General features: G+C 67.2%; 16 protein-coding genes and 1 pseudogene. 13 read left to right on the top strand and 4 right to left on the bottom strand.

Annotated elements, in window-relative coordinates:
* The first annotated feature begins 23 nt into the window (after nt 1-23).
* The 3 genes from ACP7AI_RS09585 to feoB all read left to right on the top strand — a co-directional run bounded on the left by ACP7AI_RS09585 (nt 24) and on the right by feoB (nt 2,908).
* On the top strand, nt 24-686 hold the full coding sequence (locus ACP7AI_RS09585; protein ID WP_426166726.1) for a COQ9 family protein: 663 nt from the start codon (nt 24-26) through the stop codon (nt 684-686).
* Between the two features lie 76 nt (nt 687-762).
* Complete coding sequence (locus ACP7AI_RS09580; protein ID WP_426166724.1) at nt 763-1,050, top strand: FeoA family protein; 288 nt, start codon at nt 763-765, stop codon at nt 1,048-1,050.
* Nucleotide 1,051: 1 nt separating this feature from the next.
* The gene (gene feoB / locus ACP7AI_RS09575) at nt 1,052-2,908 is read left to right on the top strand and encodes a ferrous iron transporter B (RefSeq protein ID WP_426166722.1); all 1,857 of its coding nucleotides are present in this window, start codon (nt 1,052-1,054) and stop codon (nt 2,906-2,908) included.
* On the opposite strand, the gene ACP7AI_RS09570 is transcribed toward feoB, so the two are convergent.
* Nucleotides 2,877-3,554: a YbaY family lipoprotein gene (locus ACP7AI_RS09570; protein ID WP_426166720.1), complete on the bottom strand. Its 678-nt coding sequence runs from the start codon at nt 3,552-3,554 to the stop codon at nt 2,877-2,879. The two genes, feoB and ACP7AI_RS09570, sit on opposite strands and share 32 nt — an antisense overlap.
* Nucleotides 3,555-3,669: 115 nt before the next feature.
* Between ACP7AI_RS09570 and ACP7AI_RS09565 the strand changes: the two are divergent.
* Both ACP7AI_RS09565 and ACP7AI_RS09560 read left to right on the top strand, forming a co-directional pair.
* A pseudogene (locus ACP7AI_RS09565) lies at nt 3,670-3,837 on the top strand (plasmid stabilization protein); the annotation flags it as partial.
* A 240-nt stretch (nt 3,838-4,077) separates the two neighbouring features.
* Nucleotides 4,078-4,926, top strand: a complete 849-nt coding sequence (locus tag ACP7AI_RS09560) for a PEPxxWA-CTERM sorting domain-containing protein (RefSeq protein ID WP_426166718.1) — start codon at nt 4,078-4,080, stop codon at nt 4,924-4,926.
* Here ACP7AI_RS09560 and ACP7AI_RS09555 read toward each other — a convergent pair.
* Genes ACP7AI_RS09555 through polA form a run of 3 tightly spaced genes read right to left on the bottom strand, consistent with a single transcriptional unit; the run spans nt 4,923 to nt 8,179 of the window.
* Nucleotides 4,923-5,129, bottom strand: a complete 207-nt coding sequence (locus tag ACP7AI_RS09555) for a DUF3072 domain-containing protein (RefSeq protein WP_426166716.1) — start codon at nt 5,127-5,129, stop codon at nt 4,923-4,925. The genes ACP7AI_RS09560 and ACP7AI_RS09555 overlap by 4 nt on opposite strands.
* The gene (locus ACP7AI_RS09550) at nt 5,126-5,392 is read right to left on the bottom strand and encodes a hypothetical protein (RefSeq protein WP_426166714.1); all 267 of its coding nucleotides are present in this window, start codon (nt 5,390-5,392) and stop codon (nt 5,126-5,128) included. Before ACP7AI_RS09550 ends, ACP7AI_RS09555 begins: the two co-directional genes overlap by 4 nt.
* A 33-nt stretch (nt 5,393-5,425) precedes the next feature.
* A complete protein-coding gene (gene polA / locus ACP7AI_RS09545; protein WP_426166712.1) occupies nt 5,426-8,179 on the bottom strand; it encodes a DNA polymerase I in 2,754 nt (917 codons plus the stop codon).
* A gap of 106 nt (nt 8,180-8,285) precedes the next feature.
* Between polA and ACP7AI_RS09540 the strand changes: the two genes are divergently transcribed.
* From ACP7AI_RS09540 to ACP7AI_RS09505, 8 genes are all read left to right on the top strand, one after another.
* Nucleotides 8,286-9,176, top strand: a complete 891-nt coding sequence (locus tag ACP7AI_RS09540) for an MBL fold metallo-hydrolase (RefSeq protein WP_426166710.1) — start codon at nt 8,286-8,288, stop codon at nt 9,174-9,176.
* Nucleotides 9,177-9,258: 82 nt separating this feature from the next.
* Nucleotides 9,259-9,861, top strand: coding sequence for a 3-isopropylmalate dehydratase small subunit (leuD, locus tag ACP7AI_RS09535; RefSeq protein WP_426166708.1), 603 nt, complete (start codon nt 9,259-9,261; stop codon nt 9,859-9,861).
* 17 nt (nt 9,862-9,878) lie between these two features.
* Entirely contained in the window at nt 9,879-10,946 is a 1,068-nt protein-coding gene (leuB, locus tag ACP7AI_RS09530) for a 3-isopropylmalate dehydrogenase (protein ID WP_426166706.1), read from the top strand.
* A complete protein-coding gene (locus ACP7AI_RS09525) occupies nt 10,947-11,606 on the top strand; it encodes a DUF502 domain-containing protein (RefSeq protein WP_426166704.1) in 660 nt (219 codons plus the stop codon).
* The gene (locus ACP7AI_RS09520; RefSeq protein WP_426166702.1) at nt 11,603-12,850 is read left to right on the top strand and encodes a dicarboxylate/amino acid:cation symporter; all 1,248 of its coding nucleotides are present in this window, start codon (nt 11,603-11,605) and stop codon (nt 12,848-12,850) included. The genes ACP7AI_RS09525 and ACP7AI_RS09520 overlap by 4 nt, the downstream gene beginning before the upstream one ends.
* Nucleotides 12,851-12,875: 25 nt before the next feature.
* On the top strand, nt 12,876-13,919 hold the full coding sequence (locus ACP7AI_RS09515; RefSeq protein WP_426166700.1) for an aspartate-semialdehyde dehydrogenase: 1,044 nt from the start codon (nt 12,876-12,878) through the stop codon (nt 13,917-13,919).
* The gene (locus ACP7AI_RS09510) at nt 13,916-14,374 is read left to right on the top strand and encodes a GNAT family N-acetyltransferase (RefSeq protein ID WP_426166698.1); all 459 of its coding nucleotides are present in this window, start codon (nt 13,916-13,918) and stop codon (nt 14,372-14,374) included. The genes ACP7AI_RS09515 and ACP7AI_RS09510 overlap by 4 nt, the downstream gene beginning before the upstream one ends.
* Before the next feature lie 201 nt (nt 14,375-14,575).
* Entirely contained in the window at nt 14,576-15,211 is a 636-nt protein-coding gene (locus tag ACP7AI_RS09505) for an outer membrane protein (protein ID WP_426166696.1), read from the top strand.
* Nucleotides 15,212-15,226: the final 15 nt, after the last annotated feature.

Below are 15,226 nucleotides of genomic sequence, written 5' to 3'. Positions count from 1 at the left end.
TCATTGCCCGCTAAGGTAGGAGCATGACCGCCGCACCTCCCATCCCGCCGGCCGCCGACATTCCGCTTGCCGAGCTGCGTCCGCGCCTGATCGCGGCGATGCTGCCCAACGTGCCCTTTGATGGCTGGACCGACATTAGCCGCGATCTGGCTGCCGATGTCGAAGGTATCGACCGCGACATTGCTGCCATGGCCCTGCCCGACGCGGCGACGATGATCGATGCCTATACCGAACAGGCCGACGCCCAGATGACAGTGGCAATGGCCGATGCCCACAACCTGAAGGTGCGCGACCGCATCCGCCTGGCGCTGCGCAGCCGGCTGGAGGCCGCCGATCGCGAGGCCGTGCGCCGTGCCCTGGCGGTGCTGATGCAGCCGCAGCATGTCGGCCTGTCGGCCCGCACCCTGTGGCGAACCGCCGACGCCATGTGGCGGGCGGCCGGCGACACCGCCACCGATTTCAACCATTATTCGAAGCGCGCTATCCTGGGCGCGGTCTATTCCGCCAGCCTGCTCTACTGGCTGGAGGATGACAGCGACGAGCAGGCGGCGACCTGGGCCTTCATCGACCGCCGCATCGACGACGTGATGAGGTTCGAAAAGACCAAGGCGCGGGTGCAGGGCGCGATGACCAACCTGCCCAACCCGGCGCGGATTCTCGGCCGGCTGCGCTATCCTGCTGTCTAGGGAGTCTTCCCTACTGGCAATCCCCGGCGCCACATGATAACCGTTCGCAACAACAGTCGCGATTGGCCCCGATTTGATGCCTGAACCCCGTTTGATCGAGCGTCTGGCGCCCGGCGAGGTGGCGACCATTGTCGCCATCGACCGCGCCGGGCTCGATCCGGAAACGGCGCAGCGCCTGCACGAGCTCGGTTTCGACGAGGGCGTCGATGTCGAGCTGCTGCACCGCGCGCCGTTCGGTGGTGACCCGCTGGCGGTGCGGGTCGGCAACATGACCGTGGCGCTGCGAAAATCGATGGCGCAGTTGATCGAGATCGAGGCCTTGGCTCCAGCTGTCCCCGCACCCGCCGCCATCGCAGCCGAATAACGTGAACCTTCCGCTCGCAACACCGGTGGTGGGGCTCGTCGGCAACCCCAATGCCGGCAAGACCAGCCTGTTCAACGCCTTGACCGGGTCACGGCAGAAGGTCGCCAATTATCCGGGCGTCACCGTCGAGCGCAAGGCCGGACGCTTGCCGCTGCCCGACGGCCGCATCGCGGAATTGATCGACCTGCCCGGCACCTACAGCCTGACGCCGCGCAGTCCGGACGAGGCCGTCACGCGCGACGCCGTGCTGGGGCACCTGGCGGGCGAAAAGCGGCTCGATGCGATCATCGCCGTCGTCGATGCCACCAACTTGCGCAATCATCTGCGCTTCGTGCTGGAGCTGCGCCGCCTCGGGGTGCCGATGCTGGTGGCGCTCAACATGGTCGACCTGGCGGCGCGCGACGGCATGACCATCGATGTCGAGCGCCTGTCGGCCATCCTCGGGCTGCCGGTCGTCGCCACCGTGGCGGTGCGCCGCCGCGGGCTCGATGACCTTGCCACCGAAGTCGCCGCCACGCTGCGTGGCGAAGCCACCGTGGTCGTCGCGGTCGCCGATGCCGATGTCAGGCTGCTGCAGCGCGAGGCGCGGGTCATCGCCGACACGGTGACGCTGGCGGAGGGCACGCGGCGGCGCTGGTCGCAGCGGCTCGACGGGGTTGCGCTGCACCCGGTGATGGGGCCGGTCCTGCTCGCCGCGCTGCTGTTCTGCATGTTCCAGGCGGTCTTTGCCTGGGCCGCCATGCCCACCGACTGGCTCGCCGACCAGGTGACCGTGGCGCAGACCGCGCTGACCGCCGGCATGGCGGACGGCCCGTTGCGGTCGATGTTGGTCGATGGCGTGCTCGGCGGCGTCGGCGCGGTCATCGTGTTCCTGCCGCAGATCCTCATCCTGTTCTTCTTCATTCTCTGCCTCGAACAATCGGGCTACATGGTCCGCGCCGCGTTCCTGATGGACCGGCTGATGGCACGCGTCGGCCTGAACGGCCGGGCCTTCATCCCGCTGATCTCTTCCTTTGCCTGCGCTGTCCCGGGCATCATGGCGACGCGGACGATCGATTCGCCACGGGACCGGCTGACGACGATCCTCATCGCCCCGCTGATGACCTGTTCGGCACGGCTGCCGGTCTATGCCGTCATCATCGGCGCGTTCATCCCCGACCGGCCGGTGCTCGGGGTGCTCGGCCTGCAAGGCCTGGTGCTGTTCTGCCTCTACATCGCCGGCGTTGTCGGCGCGCTGGTCGCCGCCTGGGCGCTGCGGCATACTGTGACCAAGGGGCCGAGCCCGACCTTCCTGATGGAGATGCCCAAATACCAGTGGCCGGCGCCGCGCGACATCGGTATCGGCATGTACCAGCGCGCCATGGCGTTCATCACACGCGCCGGCGGCATCATCCTGGTGTCGACCATCGCGCTCTGGGCGCTGGCGACCTGGCCCAAGCCGCCGGCGGACTGGAACCGGCCGGCGCTCGAATACAGCATCGCCGGCCGCATCGGCGCCGGGCTTGAACCGATCTTCCGGCCGATCGGCTTCAACAAGGAAATCGCGCTGGCGCTGGTTCCCGGCATGGCGGCGCGGGAAGTCGCGGTCAGCGCGCTCGGCACCGTCTATTCGCTGCAGGGCACCGATGCCGACCACAGCGAGGACCTGGTGGAAAAGCTCGGCAAGGCCTGGTCGCTGCCGACGGCCCTGGCCTTCCTCGCCTGGTTCGTCTTTGCGCCGCAGTGCATCTCGACGCTGGCGGTGACCCGGCGAGAGACCGGCGGCTGGGCGTGGCCGGCGTTCATGTTCGCCTATCTGTTCGCCGCGGCCTATGTGGCGGCGGGCATCACCTACTGGACGTCGCGGGCGCTGTTCTGACCGGCACGAGCCGGATTTCGGCGGCAGCATGCTCGTTGTGGGCGCCGACCGGCACCGGCGTGAAGGTATCGGAAATCCACATCAGCCGGCCGGCGCCATCGCTAATGCGCGCCGACAGCGAGAGCCGCGCCGGCGGCTGCGCCCGGCGCGGATCGAAGTCCAGCCGCCAGTGCAGTGGCACCTGGTTGCCGTCCGGCCGGATCCGGGTACGGGCCAGCAGCGGTGCGGCCGCATCCGCCCGTGCCGTGTCGCGCAGTTCGACAACCAGTATGGCGCCGGCCGGCAATGCCACCCGCGCCGGATAGGTGACAATGCCGGTGGCGACGCCGGGCGTTGCGGTCGCCGGCACCGCCCTGCAGGACAGCGATCGCCTACCGCCGCCGCTGATGGTCAGGGTCTTGGCGCCTTCCAGCCCGCTGCCGCGCAGATCGAGGCCACCGCCGGAATAGCGAAAGCCCGACAGTGCCAGCCGGCGCGACAGGGCGACCTCGCGGCCGCGGTGCTCGAGGAAACTGCCATAAGGCTGCTCGACAATCGCGGCGATGCTGCCGTCGCCGCAGATATAGCGGCCCGATGCCGCCACCCGATAATCGGCAACAGCCGGAGTCGACGCCAGCAGAGCAGCACAGGCAGCAAGCAACCGCATCGGCAACCTCCGGACCGGAGCGGCGAGGATATTGCCCCGACCGCCGGCAATCAATGCGGTCATGCAGGAAACCGGGGCGATGGCGATGACGTTTGCAACGCGAGGGAGAATCACCATGCCGCGCGGTGACAAGGACGCCTATTCCGACAAGCAGAAGCGCAAGGCCGACCATATCGAGGCAGGCTATGAAGAGCGCGGCGTAGCGCCCGCGGAGGCCGAAGAGCGGGCTTGGGCCACGGTCAACAAGCAGGACGGCGGCGGCAAGAAATCTGGCAGCGGTCGAAAAGGCAATTGAAATAGGCACCTAGCCAAGGGGCCGGAAGGCACAAGGAAATCGTGCCAGTTGCGTAATTAAGTATGCGGGTACCGGCCTTCGAAAACAGATACTTGCCGTTCACCAACGTTCCATCGTTCGATTATTTCATCTCGGCGCAGGGTCGTTGCATTGCCGCGACTGCGTTCGCATCACGGCGTCCAGGCGACGAACCAACGTCGCCACATTTCTCCGAAAGGGACGCACCAAATGACATCGCCGAAAGGCGTTGCAGCACTGCTGCAGCGCATGACCCGTTGCGCCTTGCTGCTGGCGTCACTGGGTGCGACAATCGTCGCGGTACCTGCCAGCGCCGTCACGACACCGAGCTGGAACGGCTATAAATGGGCTCGCATCGGACAGTTGAGCGTCCGGGTCGGCGACAACGTTTCTAGCGTCTGGGACCCGTATCTCGACAAGGCGATGGCACAGTGGAGCACCGCCAAGAACATCGATTTCGTATCGGCCAAGGGCCTGCGCCAGGCAACGCCGCTGTCGTGCAATCCGGTCTATGGCGGCATCCAGGCGTGCAGCGCAAATTACGGTGCCACGGGATGGCTGGGCTATACCAACGTCTGGCTGAGCCGCGGCTTCATCGTACAGGCAACCGTCAAGCTCAACGATTATTATTTTGCGCAATCCCAGTACAATACAGGCGCCTGGCGGTCGATGGCTGTCTGCCATGAACTGGGCCATAGCCTCGGGCTCGACCACAACAATGCCGTGCGAACCGATGCCAACACCGGCAGCTGCATGGATTACAGCAACGATCCGAGCGGCCTGACCGGGAAGAACGGGACCCGCTCCAATATGGCGCCGGGTGCAGTCGATTTCACCGCGTTGAATGGCATCTACGCCAAGCCCAATCCGAGCCAGTTGGCCAGCACCAAACCGGGTGTCCGGGCCGGGGATGGCTACAGCCTTGCAGGCTTTCAGGTCAACTTCATCGCGTCGGTGCCCGAGCCGCAGAGCTGGGCACTGCTGATCGGCGGCTTCGGCCTTGTCGGCACAGCGATGCGCCGCCAGCGCCCGCGGGTCGTCAGGATCGCAGCCGCCTAATGGTCGATCCCGCGGCCGGTCCGCTTTTGCAGCTCGTCGATACGCTGGCTGGCAGCCGCCTTGCTCAGCGTTTCGTCAAAGTCTTCGCCGGCCTCCTGGCAAAGCGTGCGCAGATAGGACGCTTGCGGGCCGGTCATCGCCTCATCCCCCGTCGACCAGTCGGCGGGGTCCTTTTCGGCAGGGTTGGCTGGCTGATCGCTCATTCGTGAATCTTCCCGTCATCGGTCGTGTCGTGGCTGGCCTTGGGCATATCGGGAGTCGCTGCAACACCCAGCCCGCGATCCCGCATGACATCCGCAGGCGGTATCGGCTCGCCGGCGGCATCTTCGGTGGCATCGAGCACCGCAGCCTCGTCGAGCTGCCCGGGCGCGATCCCGGCATGCGGGCTGCCGAGGGGCCGGAAATCGTCGCGCTTCATGCCGGAATCGGGTGCCAGCGGGGCGGGGGTGGGGGTTGGCTCTGTCATGCCGTGTCAACGCGTTAAGCGGTGGACGGCTCCCTAATGCGCCTCGCCCCAGCTCGGGCCATGGCCGATCTCGACGCCGAGCGGCACCGACAGATGCACCAGCGGCCGATGTGCATCGGCCATGGTATCGCGGATGACCGGCATGGCTGCTTGGACATCGCCTTCCGGCACCTCGAACACCAGTTCGTCATGGACCTGGAGCAGCATCCTGGTGCCGTGCAGCCCGGCGTCGGACAGAGCGCCCGGCATCCGCGCCATGGCGCGCTTGATGATGTCGGCGGCGGTGCCCTGGACGCGGGCGTTGACCGCGGCGCGCTCCGCGAACTGGCGCTCGCCCTGATTCTTGGAAAAGATCAGCGGCACGTGCGCCTTGCGGCCGAACAGGGTGGTGACAAAGCCCTCGTCTTTCGCTGCCATGATGGTTTCCGCCATATAATTGCGAATGCCCGGGAAGCGGCTGAAATACAGGTCGATGTAGCGTGCCGCCTCGCCGCGATCGATGCCGAGCCGCTGGGCGAGGCCGAACGCCGAGATGCCGTAGATGATCGAGAAGTTGATGGTCTTGGCGCGGGCCCGGGTGTCGCGGGTGACCTCGCCGAACACCTCCTGGGCAGTCAGCGCATGGACATCGCCGCCTTCGGAATAGACCTGCTTCAGTTCGGGCACGTCGGCGATGTGGGCGACCAGCCGCAGCTCGATCTGGTTATAGTCGGCGGCCATCAGGACATGGCCGGGCGCCGCCACGAACGCATGGCGGATGCGGCGGCCGAGCTCGGTGCGGATCGGGATATTCTGGAGATTGGGATCGTTCGACGACAGCCGGCCGGTGCTGGTCGCCGCCAGCGCATAGTTGGTGTGGACGCGGTCGGTCCTGGGGTTGATCTGCGCCTGCAGGGCGTCGGTATAGGTCGATTTCAGCTTCGAATGCTGGCGCCAGTCGAGGACTTTCGTGGCGATCTCGGCGCCTTCGCCGGCGAGGCGCTCGAGTTCGGTGACATCGGTGGTCCAGGCGCCGGTCTTCGATGACTTCTTGCCGGATTTCAGTCCCATGCGCTCGAACAGCACCTCGCCCAGCTGCTTGGGGCTGCCGATGGTGAAGGGGCCGCCGGCGATGGTGTGAATCTCGCCCTCCAGGCGGGCGATCTCGATCTCGTAAGCCGCCGAAAGGTCGACCAGAGCACCGCGGTCGACGCGGATGCCGGCGAGCTCCATGTCGGCGATGACCGGCAGCACCGGGCGGTCGACGGTTTCGTAGATGGTCGTCGCCTGTTCACGCCACAGCCGGTCGCGGAAACAGCAGTGCAGACGAAAGGTGACGTCGGCATCCTCGGCGGCATAGTCGGTCGCCTTGCGCAGGTCGACCTGGGCGAAATCCCATTTGCCCTTGGCGCCGCCGGTGACGTCCTTGAAGGCGATCGGCGTGTGCCCGAGGTGGCGCGTCGACAGGTCATCCATGCCATGGTTCCAGCGCCCGGCATCGAGCGCATAGCTGAGCAGCATCGTGTCGTCATATGGCGCCAGCACCGGCACACCGTGGCGGCGCAGCACGATCAGGTCGTATTTGAGGTTCTGGCCGATCTTCAGCACCGCTGGATCGGCGAACAGCGGGTTCAATCGGGCGATGACCTCGGCCTCGTCCAGCTGGGGCACGCGTTCGGCGAGCAGGCCTTCGCCCGACTGGTGGCGCAGCGGGATGTAGCAGGCCCTGCCGGCACCGGTCGCCAGGCTGATGCCGATCAGGTCGGCGCGGCACTGGTCGATGCCGGTGGTCTCGGTATCGAGCGCGACGGCCCCCAGCCGCGTCGCTTCGGCGATCCACCAGTCGAGCCGGTCGAGGGTGGTGACGGTTTCATAATCGGCATGGACGAAGGGCTTGGCGTCATTGGCGACCGGCTGCGGCATGGCGTTGGCCGCTTCCGCCTCGCGGCCAAGCTTCGACAGCATGCCGCGAAAGCCGTGCTTGGCGAGGAACTTCGCCAGCGGCTCCTGCGGCGGGTGGCGCAGGGTCAGCGCGTCCAGCGGCTCGGCAAGCGGAATGTCGTCCTTCAGCCGGACGAGCTCGCGGCTGAGCCGGGCATCGTCGATCGAGGCGGCGAGCGTCTCGCGCAGCTTGGGCTTCTTGATGGCGTCGAGATTGGCGATGACGCCTTCGACGCTGCCATAGGCGACGATCAGCTCCGCCGCGGTCTTGGGCCCGACCCCGCGCACGCCCGGGATATTGTCGGCGGTGTCGCCCATCAGCGCCAGCACGTCGCCGACCTGTTCGGGGGGCACGCCGAATTTCTCGATGACCTCGGCGCGGTCGATGCGCTGGTTCTTCATCGTGTCGAGGCAATCGATGCCCGGCTGGATCAGCTGCATCAGGTCCTTGTCGGAACTGACGATGGTGACGTTGAAATCGGCGCGCAGCGCGGCACAGGCATAGCTGGCGATGATGTCGTCGGCCTCCACGCCATCCTGCTCGATGCACGGCACGCTGAAGGCGCGCACGGCGTCGCGGATCAGCGGGAATTGCGGCACCAGGTCCTCGGGCGGCGGCGGGCGGTGCGCCTTGTACTGGACGTACATGTCGTTGCGAAACGTGTGGCTGCCGGCGTCGAGGATCACCGCGAGATGCGTCGGCGCCTCGGCATTGGCGAGCTCGGTGATCAGTTTCCACAGCATGGCGGTGAAGCCATAGACGGCGCCAACCGGGGTGCCCTGCGGGTCGGTCAGCGGCGGCAGGCGGTGATAGGCGCGGAAGATATAGCCCGAGCCGTCGACGAGATAGAGATGCTGCTTGCTCATGCACGCGACTTAGCAGGCGCAACCGGAGGCGGCGAGGGCAAGGTTGCGCTTGCCAGGCCGTGCCGGGCGCGAAATAACAGCGGCGGTCCGCCAAAGAAAGTCCGCCATGCGCCCGATTATCCTTGCTGCCGCTGCCCTGCTGTCGAGCGTTGCCGCCAGCGCGCAGCTCGGCCCGGTGGTGGTGACGCCGGCGGCGACCGACATGCGGCTGGGCAAGCTGCGGCTGACGGCGCTGCGCGATGCCGCCGCCAATGCGCCCAATGATGCGAAAGTCTTCGGCGTCGAAACGGGCCCAGAAGCCGTGGAGGCGGTGCTCGCCGCCGCCGGCGCGGCGCCGGGGCAGATCAGCCTGTCGGTCAACACGCTGCTGGTGCGGATGCCGGGCCATGTCGTGCTGGTCGATACCGGCTATGGCGCCCCGCACGGCATCATGCTCGACAGCCTGGCCAGGGCCGGCGTGGCGCCGGCGGCGGTGACCGACATCCTGATCAGCCATGGCCATGGCGACCATGTCGGCGGGCTGATCGATGCCGATGGCAAGCCGGTGTATCCAAGGGCGACGGTGCGCATGGCTGCCGATGAGTGGACCGCGATCCAGGCGGCGCCGGCCAACGCCAAGCTGGTGGCCGGCATCGCGCCCCGGGTGAAAACCTTTGTCGCCGGGGCCGCCGTGCTGCCGGGCGTTGCCTCGGTCGATCTCAGCGGCCACACGCCGGGCCACAGCGGCTATCGCATCAGTTCGGGCGGCCAGTCGGTGCTCGCCATCGGCGACATGGCGCACAGCTATGTCGTTTCGTTGGGCAAGCCCGATTGGGCGATGGGCTATGACCGCGACCGCAAGCAGGGCGCCGAACGGCGCCGGTCGGTGCTGGCTGCCGAGGCAAGGGATGAAGAGCTGATTTTCTCCCCGCATTTCCCATATCCCGGGTTCGGCCGTGTCGTCGTCGCGGGTGACGGCTTTGCCTGGCAGCCGCAGCCGGGCCTGACGGCGAAATAGCGCCGGGCGCGCGCCCCATGGATTTGGCCTGCCGCTTCTGGCATGGACCATCATCCGACCATCACCCGAGGGGCGAAGTTTCGTGCAGGCCTTCAAGACGCTTACCGGCACCGCCATCCCGTTCGGGGTGGAAAATGTCGATACCGACGTCATCATCCCGGCGCGGTTCCTGAAGACCATCACCCGCACCGGCCTTGGCAAATCGGCGTTCTGCGCGCTGCGCGAGAACCCCGACAATATCTTCGATACCGATCGCAACAAGGGCGCGCCGATCCTCATCGCCGGCGACAATTTCGGCTGCGGGTCGAGCCGCGAGCATGCGCCCTGGGCGCTCGCCGACATGGGCATCCGCACCGTCATCGCGCCGTCGTTCGCCGATATCTTTTCGGGCAATGCCTTCAAGAACGGCATGTTGCTGGTCGTGCTGCCGCAGGACCAGATCGACCGGTTGATGGCGGTGGCGGACACCGACCCGATCACCGTCGACCTCGAGAACCAGGTGGTGACCACGCCGTTCCAGGATCGCTTCAGCTTCCCGATCGATCCGTTCCGCAAGCATTGCCTCGTCAACGGCCTCGATGAAATCGGGCTGACGGTGGCGATGGACGGCGATATCGCCGCCCATGAGAGCCGGCTTTCCGCCGAACGGCCCTGGATTGCCGACGCCGCCGCCCGCGCCGCCTGACCTCACGAAAGATCCCGATGACCAAGACTCTCCTGCTGCTCCCCGGTGACGGCATCGGCCCCGAAGTCACGGCCGTCGCCAAGCGCGTTGCCGGGCGATTGATCGCCGGCGGGCTCGACCTCGCCATCACCGAGGCGCGCTTCGGCGGTGCGGCGATCGATGCCGATGGCGTGCCGTTGACCGAGGAGACGCTGGCGGCGGCCAAGGCTGCCGATGCCGTGCTGATGGGCGCCGTCGGTGGCCCGCAATGGGCCGGCCAGTCCTATGACAAGCGGCCCGAAGCCGGGCTGCTCGCGCTGCGTGCCGGCATGAACGTCTTTGCCAACCTGCGCCCGGCGCGCTGTTTTGCGGCGCTGGCCGATGCGTCGACACTGAAGCGCATCTATGTCGACGGCCTCGACATATTGTTCGTCCGCGAGCTAACCGGCGGCGTCTATTTCGGGGAGCCGCGCGGTGTCGAGACCCTGCCCGACGGCCAGCGCCGCGGCGTCAACACCCATGTCTATACGACGAGCGAGATCCAGCGCGTCGCCCGCATCGCCTTCGACCTCGCCCGCGGGCGCAAGGGCGAGGTCGTGTCGGCCGAGAAGGGCAATGTCATGGAGGCCGGGCTGATGTGGCGCGAGGATGTGCAGGCGCTGCGCGACGCCGAATATCCCGACATCAAGCTGACGCACATGCTTGCCGACAATATGGCGATGCAATTGGTCAAGAACCCCAAGCAGTTCGACGTGATCCTGACCGATAACCTGTTCGGCGACATGCTGTCGGACGAGGCGGCGATGCTGACCGGGTCCCTCGGCATGCTGCCCTCGGCGGCGATCGGCGAGCCGGGGCGGCCGGGGCTGTATGAGCCGATCCACGGCAGCGCCCCCGATATCGCCGGGCGCGGCGTCGCCAACCCGTGTGCGTCGATCCTCAGCCTCGCCATGGCGCTGCGCCACAGCCTGGGCAGGGCGGACCTTGCCGCGGCGGTCGAGGCGGCGGTCGAGGCGGCGCTGGATGCCGGCGCACGCACGTCCGACATCGGCGGCGCGCTGACCACCGCAGCGATGGGCGACGCCATCCTCACGCACCTGAAATAGATGCTGCGCCGCGTCGCCGGGCCGTTCGTCACCGGGCTGGTGTTTCTGGCGCCGGTGCTGCTGACCATCGTCATCCTGCAGTGGCTGTCGGGCTATGTCGTCGCCGCGTTGGGGCCGGGCACGCTGGTCGGCGCCGCGCTGGCGCGGGGCGGCATGCTGGTGACGCAAAGCCCCGAGTTGGCGTTCCTGGCGGGCCTCGGCATCGCCGCGCTGTTCGTCTGGGCGCTCGGCCTGCTTGTGCAGACCCAGGCGCGGGCCCGGCTCGAGGGCGGGCTCGACAGCCTGATGGGTCGGATCCCGGTGCTCGGCGGCTTTTATCGCCCGTTGGCGCAGATGGTGCGCATGATCGGCGGCGCCGCGGGTGGCGAACTGCAGGGGATGGCGCCGGTTTCGGTGCGCTTCGGCGATGATACCGAGGTGCTGGCGCTGCTGGCGGCGCCGCAGGTCTTCGATATCGGCGACGGCCCGCGCCATCTGGTGCTGCTGCCGACGGCACCGGTGCCGGTCGGCGGCGCGCTGGTCTTTGTCGCGGTCGACCGGGTGCGCCGGGTGCCGGGCATCGGTGTCGACGACCTGGCGAAATTCTATGTCTCGATGGGGACGATCGCGCTGCCGGCTTTAGCAGGTGCCATACCGGCATCGGGCGGGGCCCGCCGGTGAACCTGGCCACCCGCATCTTCCTGGCGCTGCTGGCCGGGCTGGCGGCGGGCGCCATCGTGCCGATGCTCGGGGGTCCCGGGGTTTCGGCAGCGGCGCTGGCGATTGCCGAGCCCGTCGGCAACCTGTGGCTGCAGGCGCTGCAGATGACGATCATCCCGCTGATCGCCGGGCTGTTGTTCACCGGCATCGCCGAATCGGTCGGCACCGCCGGCGGCGGCAAGGTGGCCGGCGCGGCGCTGCTCAGCTTTCTCGTGCTGCTGCTGGTCAGCGCGGTCTGGGCGATCCTGTTCGTGCCGCAATTGCTCAGTGTCTGGCCGGCACCGGCGCAGGCGGCGGCAGCGCTGACCGGGACGGCGCCGGGCACGGCGGCAACCGTCGGCCCGATCAACGTCGGCGACTGGCTGTTGTCGCTGGTGCCATCGAACGTGTTCAAATCGCTTGCGGCCGGCGACATGCTGCCGGTCGTCGTCTTCGTGTCGGCGTTCGCGCTCGCTTCGGGTCGGCTGCCGGAGCGGCAACAGGCGCCACTGATTCTGTTCTTCGAAAGCCTGAAGGACGCCATGCTGGTGCTGGTCGGCTGGATCTTCGTCCTCGGCCCCGTCGGCGTGTTTGCGCTGGCGATGGCGGTCGGCCTCAAGGCCGGGCTCGCAGCGTTCGGCGTGCTCGCCCATTATGTCGTCGTGCTGGTCATTGCCCAGGTGTCGCTGATCCTCGTCGTCTATGTGCTGATGGCGTTCTTCGGGGGCGGCGTGGTGCGCTTTGCCCGGGCGGTGCTGCCGGCGCAGGCGGTGGCGGTCAGCACGCAATCGTCGATCGCGTCGCTGCCGGCGATCTATGAAGGCGCCGAACAGCTCGGCCTGCCCGAAAGCGTCAGCCGGGTGGTGCTGCCGCTGGCGGTGTCGATCTTCCGCATCACCTCGCCTTGCGCCAATATTGCGGTGGTCCTGTACGTCGGCCATCTCAACGGTATCGCGCCGGGTCCGCTGGCGCTGGCGGCGGGTGTGCTGGCGGCGCTGGCGGCCGCGGTCAGCACCGGCGGCCTGCCCGGGTCGATCACCTTCCTCGCCGCCACCGTGCCGATCGCCAACGCCATGGGCGTGCCCGTCGCCGCGCTGCCGCTGCTGCTGGCGGTGGAGCTGCTGCCCGACATCTTCCGCACCTTGGGCAACGTGACGGCCGACCTTGCCGTCACCGCAATCCTGTCCCGCCGTCTCAAACTTGAAAACGCCGCTGCACAGGTCTAGGGGCCGCTGTCTCTGGGAGAGTGCAATGGGTTACAAAGTCGTCGTCGTCGGCGCGACCGGCAATGTCGGGCGTGAAATGCTGAATATCCTGGCCGAGCGCCAGTTTCCGCTGGACGACATCGCCGCGGTGGCATCCCCGCGTTCGACCGGTGATATCATCGATTTCGGCGACACCGGGCGCGAGCTGAAGGTCCAGAACATCGAGCATTTCGATTTTTCGGGCTGGGACATCGCGCTGTTCGCTGCCGGATCGGGCCCCGCCCGCACCTATGCGCCCAGGGCCGCCGCCGCCGGCTGCACCGTCATCGACAACAGCAGCCTGTTCCGCATGGACGCCGATGTGCCGCTGATCGTGCCCGAGGTGAATCCAGAGGCCATCGACGGTTACGCCAAGCGCAACATCATCGCCAACCCCAATTGCTCGACGGCGCAGATGGTCGTCGCTCTGAAGCCGTTGCACGACGCCGCCGGCATCACCCGCGTTGTTGTTTCGACCTACCAGTCGGTGTCGGGCGCCGGCAAGGAGGGCATGGACGAGCTGTTCGAGCAGTCGCGCGGCATCTTCGTCGGCGATTCGAGCGAGGCCAAGAAATTTACCAAGCAGATCGCCTTCAACGTCATCCCGCATATCGACAGCTTCGTCGGCCCCGAGACCGATTACGACGGGTATACCAAGGAAGAGCTGAAGATGGCGCAGGAGACCAACAAGATCCTCGATCCGGGCATCCTGGTTACCGCCACCTGCGTCCGCGTGCCGGTGTTCGTCGGCCATTCGGAAGCGATCAACATCGAGTTCGAGCGCCCGATTTCGGTCAAGGAAGCCCAGGCCATCCTGCGCGAATCGCCCGGCATCATGCTTTTCGACAAGCGCGAGGACGGTGGCTACATCACGCCGATCGAATGCGTCGGCGAATATGCGACCTATGTCAGCCGCGTCCGCAAGGACCCGACCGTCGCCAATGGCCTGGTGCTGTGGTGCGTATCGGACAATCTGCGGAAAGGCGCGGCGCTCAACGCCGTGCAGATCGCCGAATTGCTCGGCCGGCGGCATCTGAAAAAGGCGGCGTGAGCTTCGTCCTCCAGCCGATCCCGCCCGATCAGCCGCTGGCGGGGGTGGTTGCCGGCGTGGTGCCGGCGCTGGATGCCGAAACCGCCGAAATGCTGGCCGAAGGGCTGGCCGTGATGCGGCAGGTGGCGCGGCCGCCGGTCTGGGGCAACTACATGGCCTGGCGGGACGGCGTCGCCGTCGGCTGCTGCGGGTTCAAGGCGCTGCCCGACAGCCCACCCGAGATCGGCTACATGACCTTTGCGCGGGCCGAGGGCACCGGCGTCGCGACAGCCATGGTCGGCGCGCTGCTGGCGATCGCCACCGCCGCCGGCGCCACGTCGGTAACGGCCCTGACCCTGCCGGCGCCGAACGCCTCCAACCGGGCGCTGGCGCGCAACGGCTTTGTTCATGCCGGCGATGTCATCGACCCCGACGAGGGCCCCGTCTGGCGCTGGGAATGGCACGCCGTAGTGTAACGCAAGCGTAAGACAGTGGCCGAATAATGGCTGCAATTTCAACATTCGCCGCAATTCCACCGCGATTGGTTCAGCGGCCATGCAGCCATGCTGCGACATAGCAGCCATGTCGATCCGCATGGTTGCGGCGGGGGAGTTGGACACCTAACTCCCGCGTCCCGACCATCGCCCTCCCGGTCGGCGGCACGTTTTGGAGAGTTTATGTTCAAGTCAGTTTTTGCGTTGGCGGCCCTTGCAGTTGCCGCCCCGGCCCTCGCCCAGGGCACGCCCGAGTCCTTCAACGGCCCATTCGTCGGTGTCCAGGGCGGCTGGCAGCAGGATCGCCAGACCCTCGATGTCACCGACAGCGCCGGCACCTTCGAAAGCCGCCAGAACAAGGACGGCTTCGCCTATGGCGGCCAGATCGGTTATGACTTCCGCCTCAGCCCGACGACCGTGCTTGGTGCCGAAGTGGCGTTGACCGGCCGCACCGGCACCACCCCGCTCGATGGCTTCAACAGCCTCGAATTGAAGCAGGGCCGCACCATCTCGGCCACCGCGCGCCTCGGTTATCTGGTGAACCCGGATGGCCTGGTCTACGTCCGCGGTGGTTATTCGAACGCCCGCTTCACCATCCGTGACGCCAATACCGACATCAGCGAAGACCGCGACGGCTTCCAGGTCGGCGTCGGTTACGAGCAGCTGGTGGCGCGCAACGTGTCGGCGCGTATCGAATATGCCTATTCGCGCTTCGGCACCGACAATCTGCCGGCCCTGGCCGCCGATCTCGGCGCCAACCAGGCCGAGCTGAAGTACACCCGCAATGCCGTGACGGCGGGCCTGAACTTCCGCTTTTGATGCAGCGACCGGGGT

This window comes from Sandarakinorhabdus sp. DWP1-3-1, assembly GCF_049896705.1.
In the GTDB taxonomy this organism is placed as follows: Bacteria; Pseudomonadota; Alphaproteobacteria; order Sphingomonadales; family Sphingomonadaceae; genus Sandarakinorhabdus.
Note: the sequence above shows the minus strand (reverse complement) of the source record. Positions and strands in the feature narration are given on the sequence as shown.

What these genes read in the sequence shown, in the direction of transcription:
- ACP7AI_RS09540 (WP_426166710.1), top strand. Translation starts at nt 8,286, where the DNA reads ATGCGCCCGATTATCCTTGCTGCCGCTGCCCTGCTGTCGAGCGTTGCC.
- ACP7AI_RS09505 (WP_426166696.1), top strand. Translation starts at nt 14,576, where the DNA reads ATGTTCAAGTCAGTTTTTGCGTTGGCGGCCCTTGCAGTTGCCGCCCCG.
- leuB (WP_426166706.1), top strand. Translation starts at nt 9,879, where the DNA reads ATGACCAAGACTCTCCTGCTGCTCCCCGGTGACGGCATCGGCCCCGAA.
- ACP7AI_RS09560 (WP_426166718.1), top strand. Translation starts at nt 4,078, where the DNA reads ATGACATCGCCGAAAGGCGTTGCAGCACTGCTGCAGCGCATGACCCGT.
- ACP7AI_RS09585 (WP_426166726.1), top strand. Translation starts at nt 24, where the DNA reads ATGACCGCCGCACCTCCCATCCCGCCGGCCGCCGACATTCCGCTTGCC.
- ACP7AI_RS09525 (WP_426166704.1), top strand. Translation starts at nt 10,947, where the DNA reads ATGCTGCGCCGCGTCGCCGGGCCGTTCGTCACCGGGCTGGTGTTTCTG.
- ACP7AI_RS09570 (WP_426166720.1), bottom strand. Translation starts at nt 3,554, where the DNA reads ATGCGGTTGCTTGCTGCCTGTGCTGCTCTGCTGGCGTCGACTCCGGCT.
- ACP7AI_RS09515 (WP_426166700.1), top strand. Translation starts at nt 12,876, where the DNA reads ATGGGTTACAAAGTCGTCGTCGTCGGCGCGACCGGCAATGTCGGGCGT.
- ACP7AI_RS09555 (WP_426166716.1), bottom strand. Translation starts at nt 5,129, where the DNA reads ATGAGCGATCAGCCAGCCAACCCTGCCGAAAAGGACCCCGCCGACTGG.
- ACP7AI_RS09580 (WP_426166724.1), top strand. Translation starts at nt 763, where the DNA reads ATGCCTGAACCCCGTTTGATCGAGCGTCTGGCGCCCGGCGAGGTGGCG.
- ACP7AI_RS09550 (WP_426166714.1), bottom strand. Translation starts at nt 5,392, where the DNA reads ATGACAGAGCCAACCCCCACCCCCGCCCCGCTGGCACCCGATTCCGGC.
- polA (WP_426166712.1), bottom strand. Translation starts at nt 8,179, where the DNA reads ATGAGCAAGCAGCATCTCTATCTCGTCGACGGCTCGGGCTATATCTTC.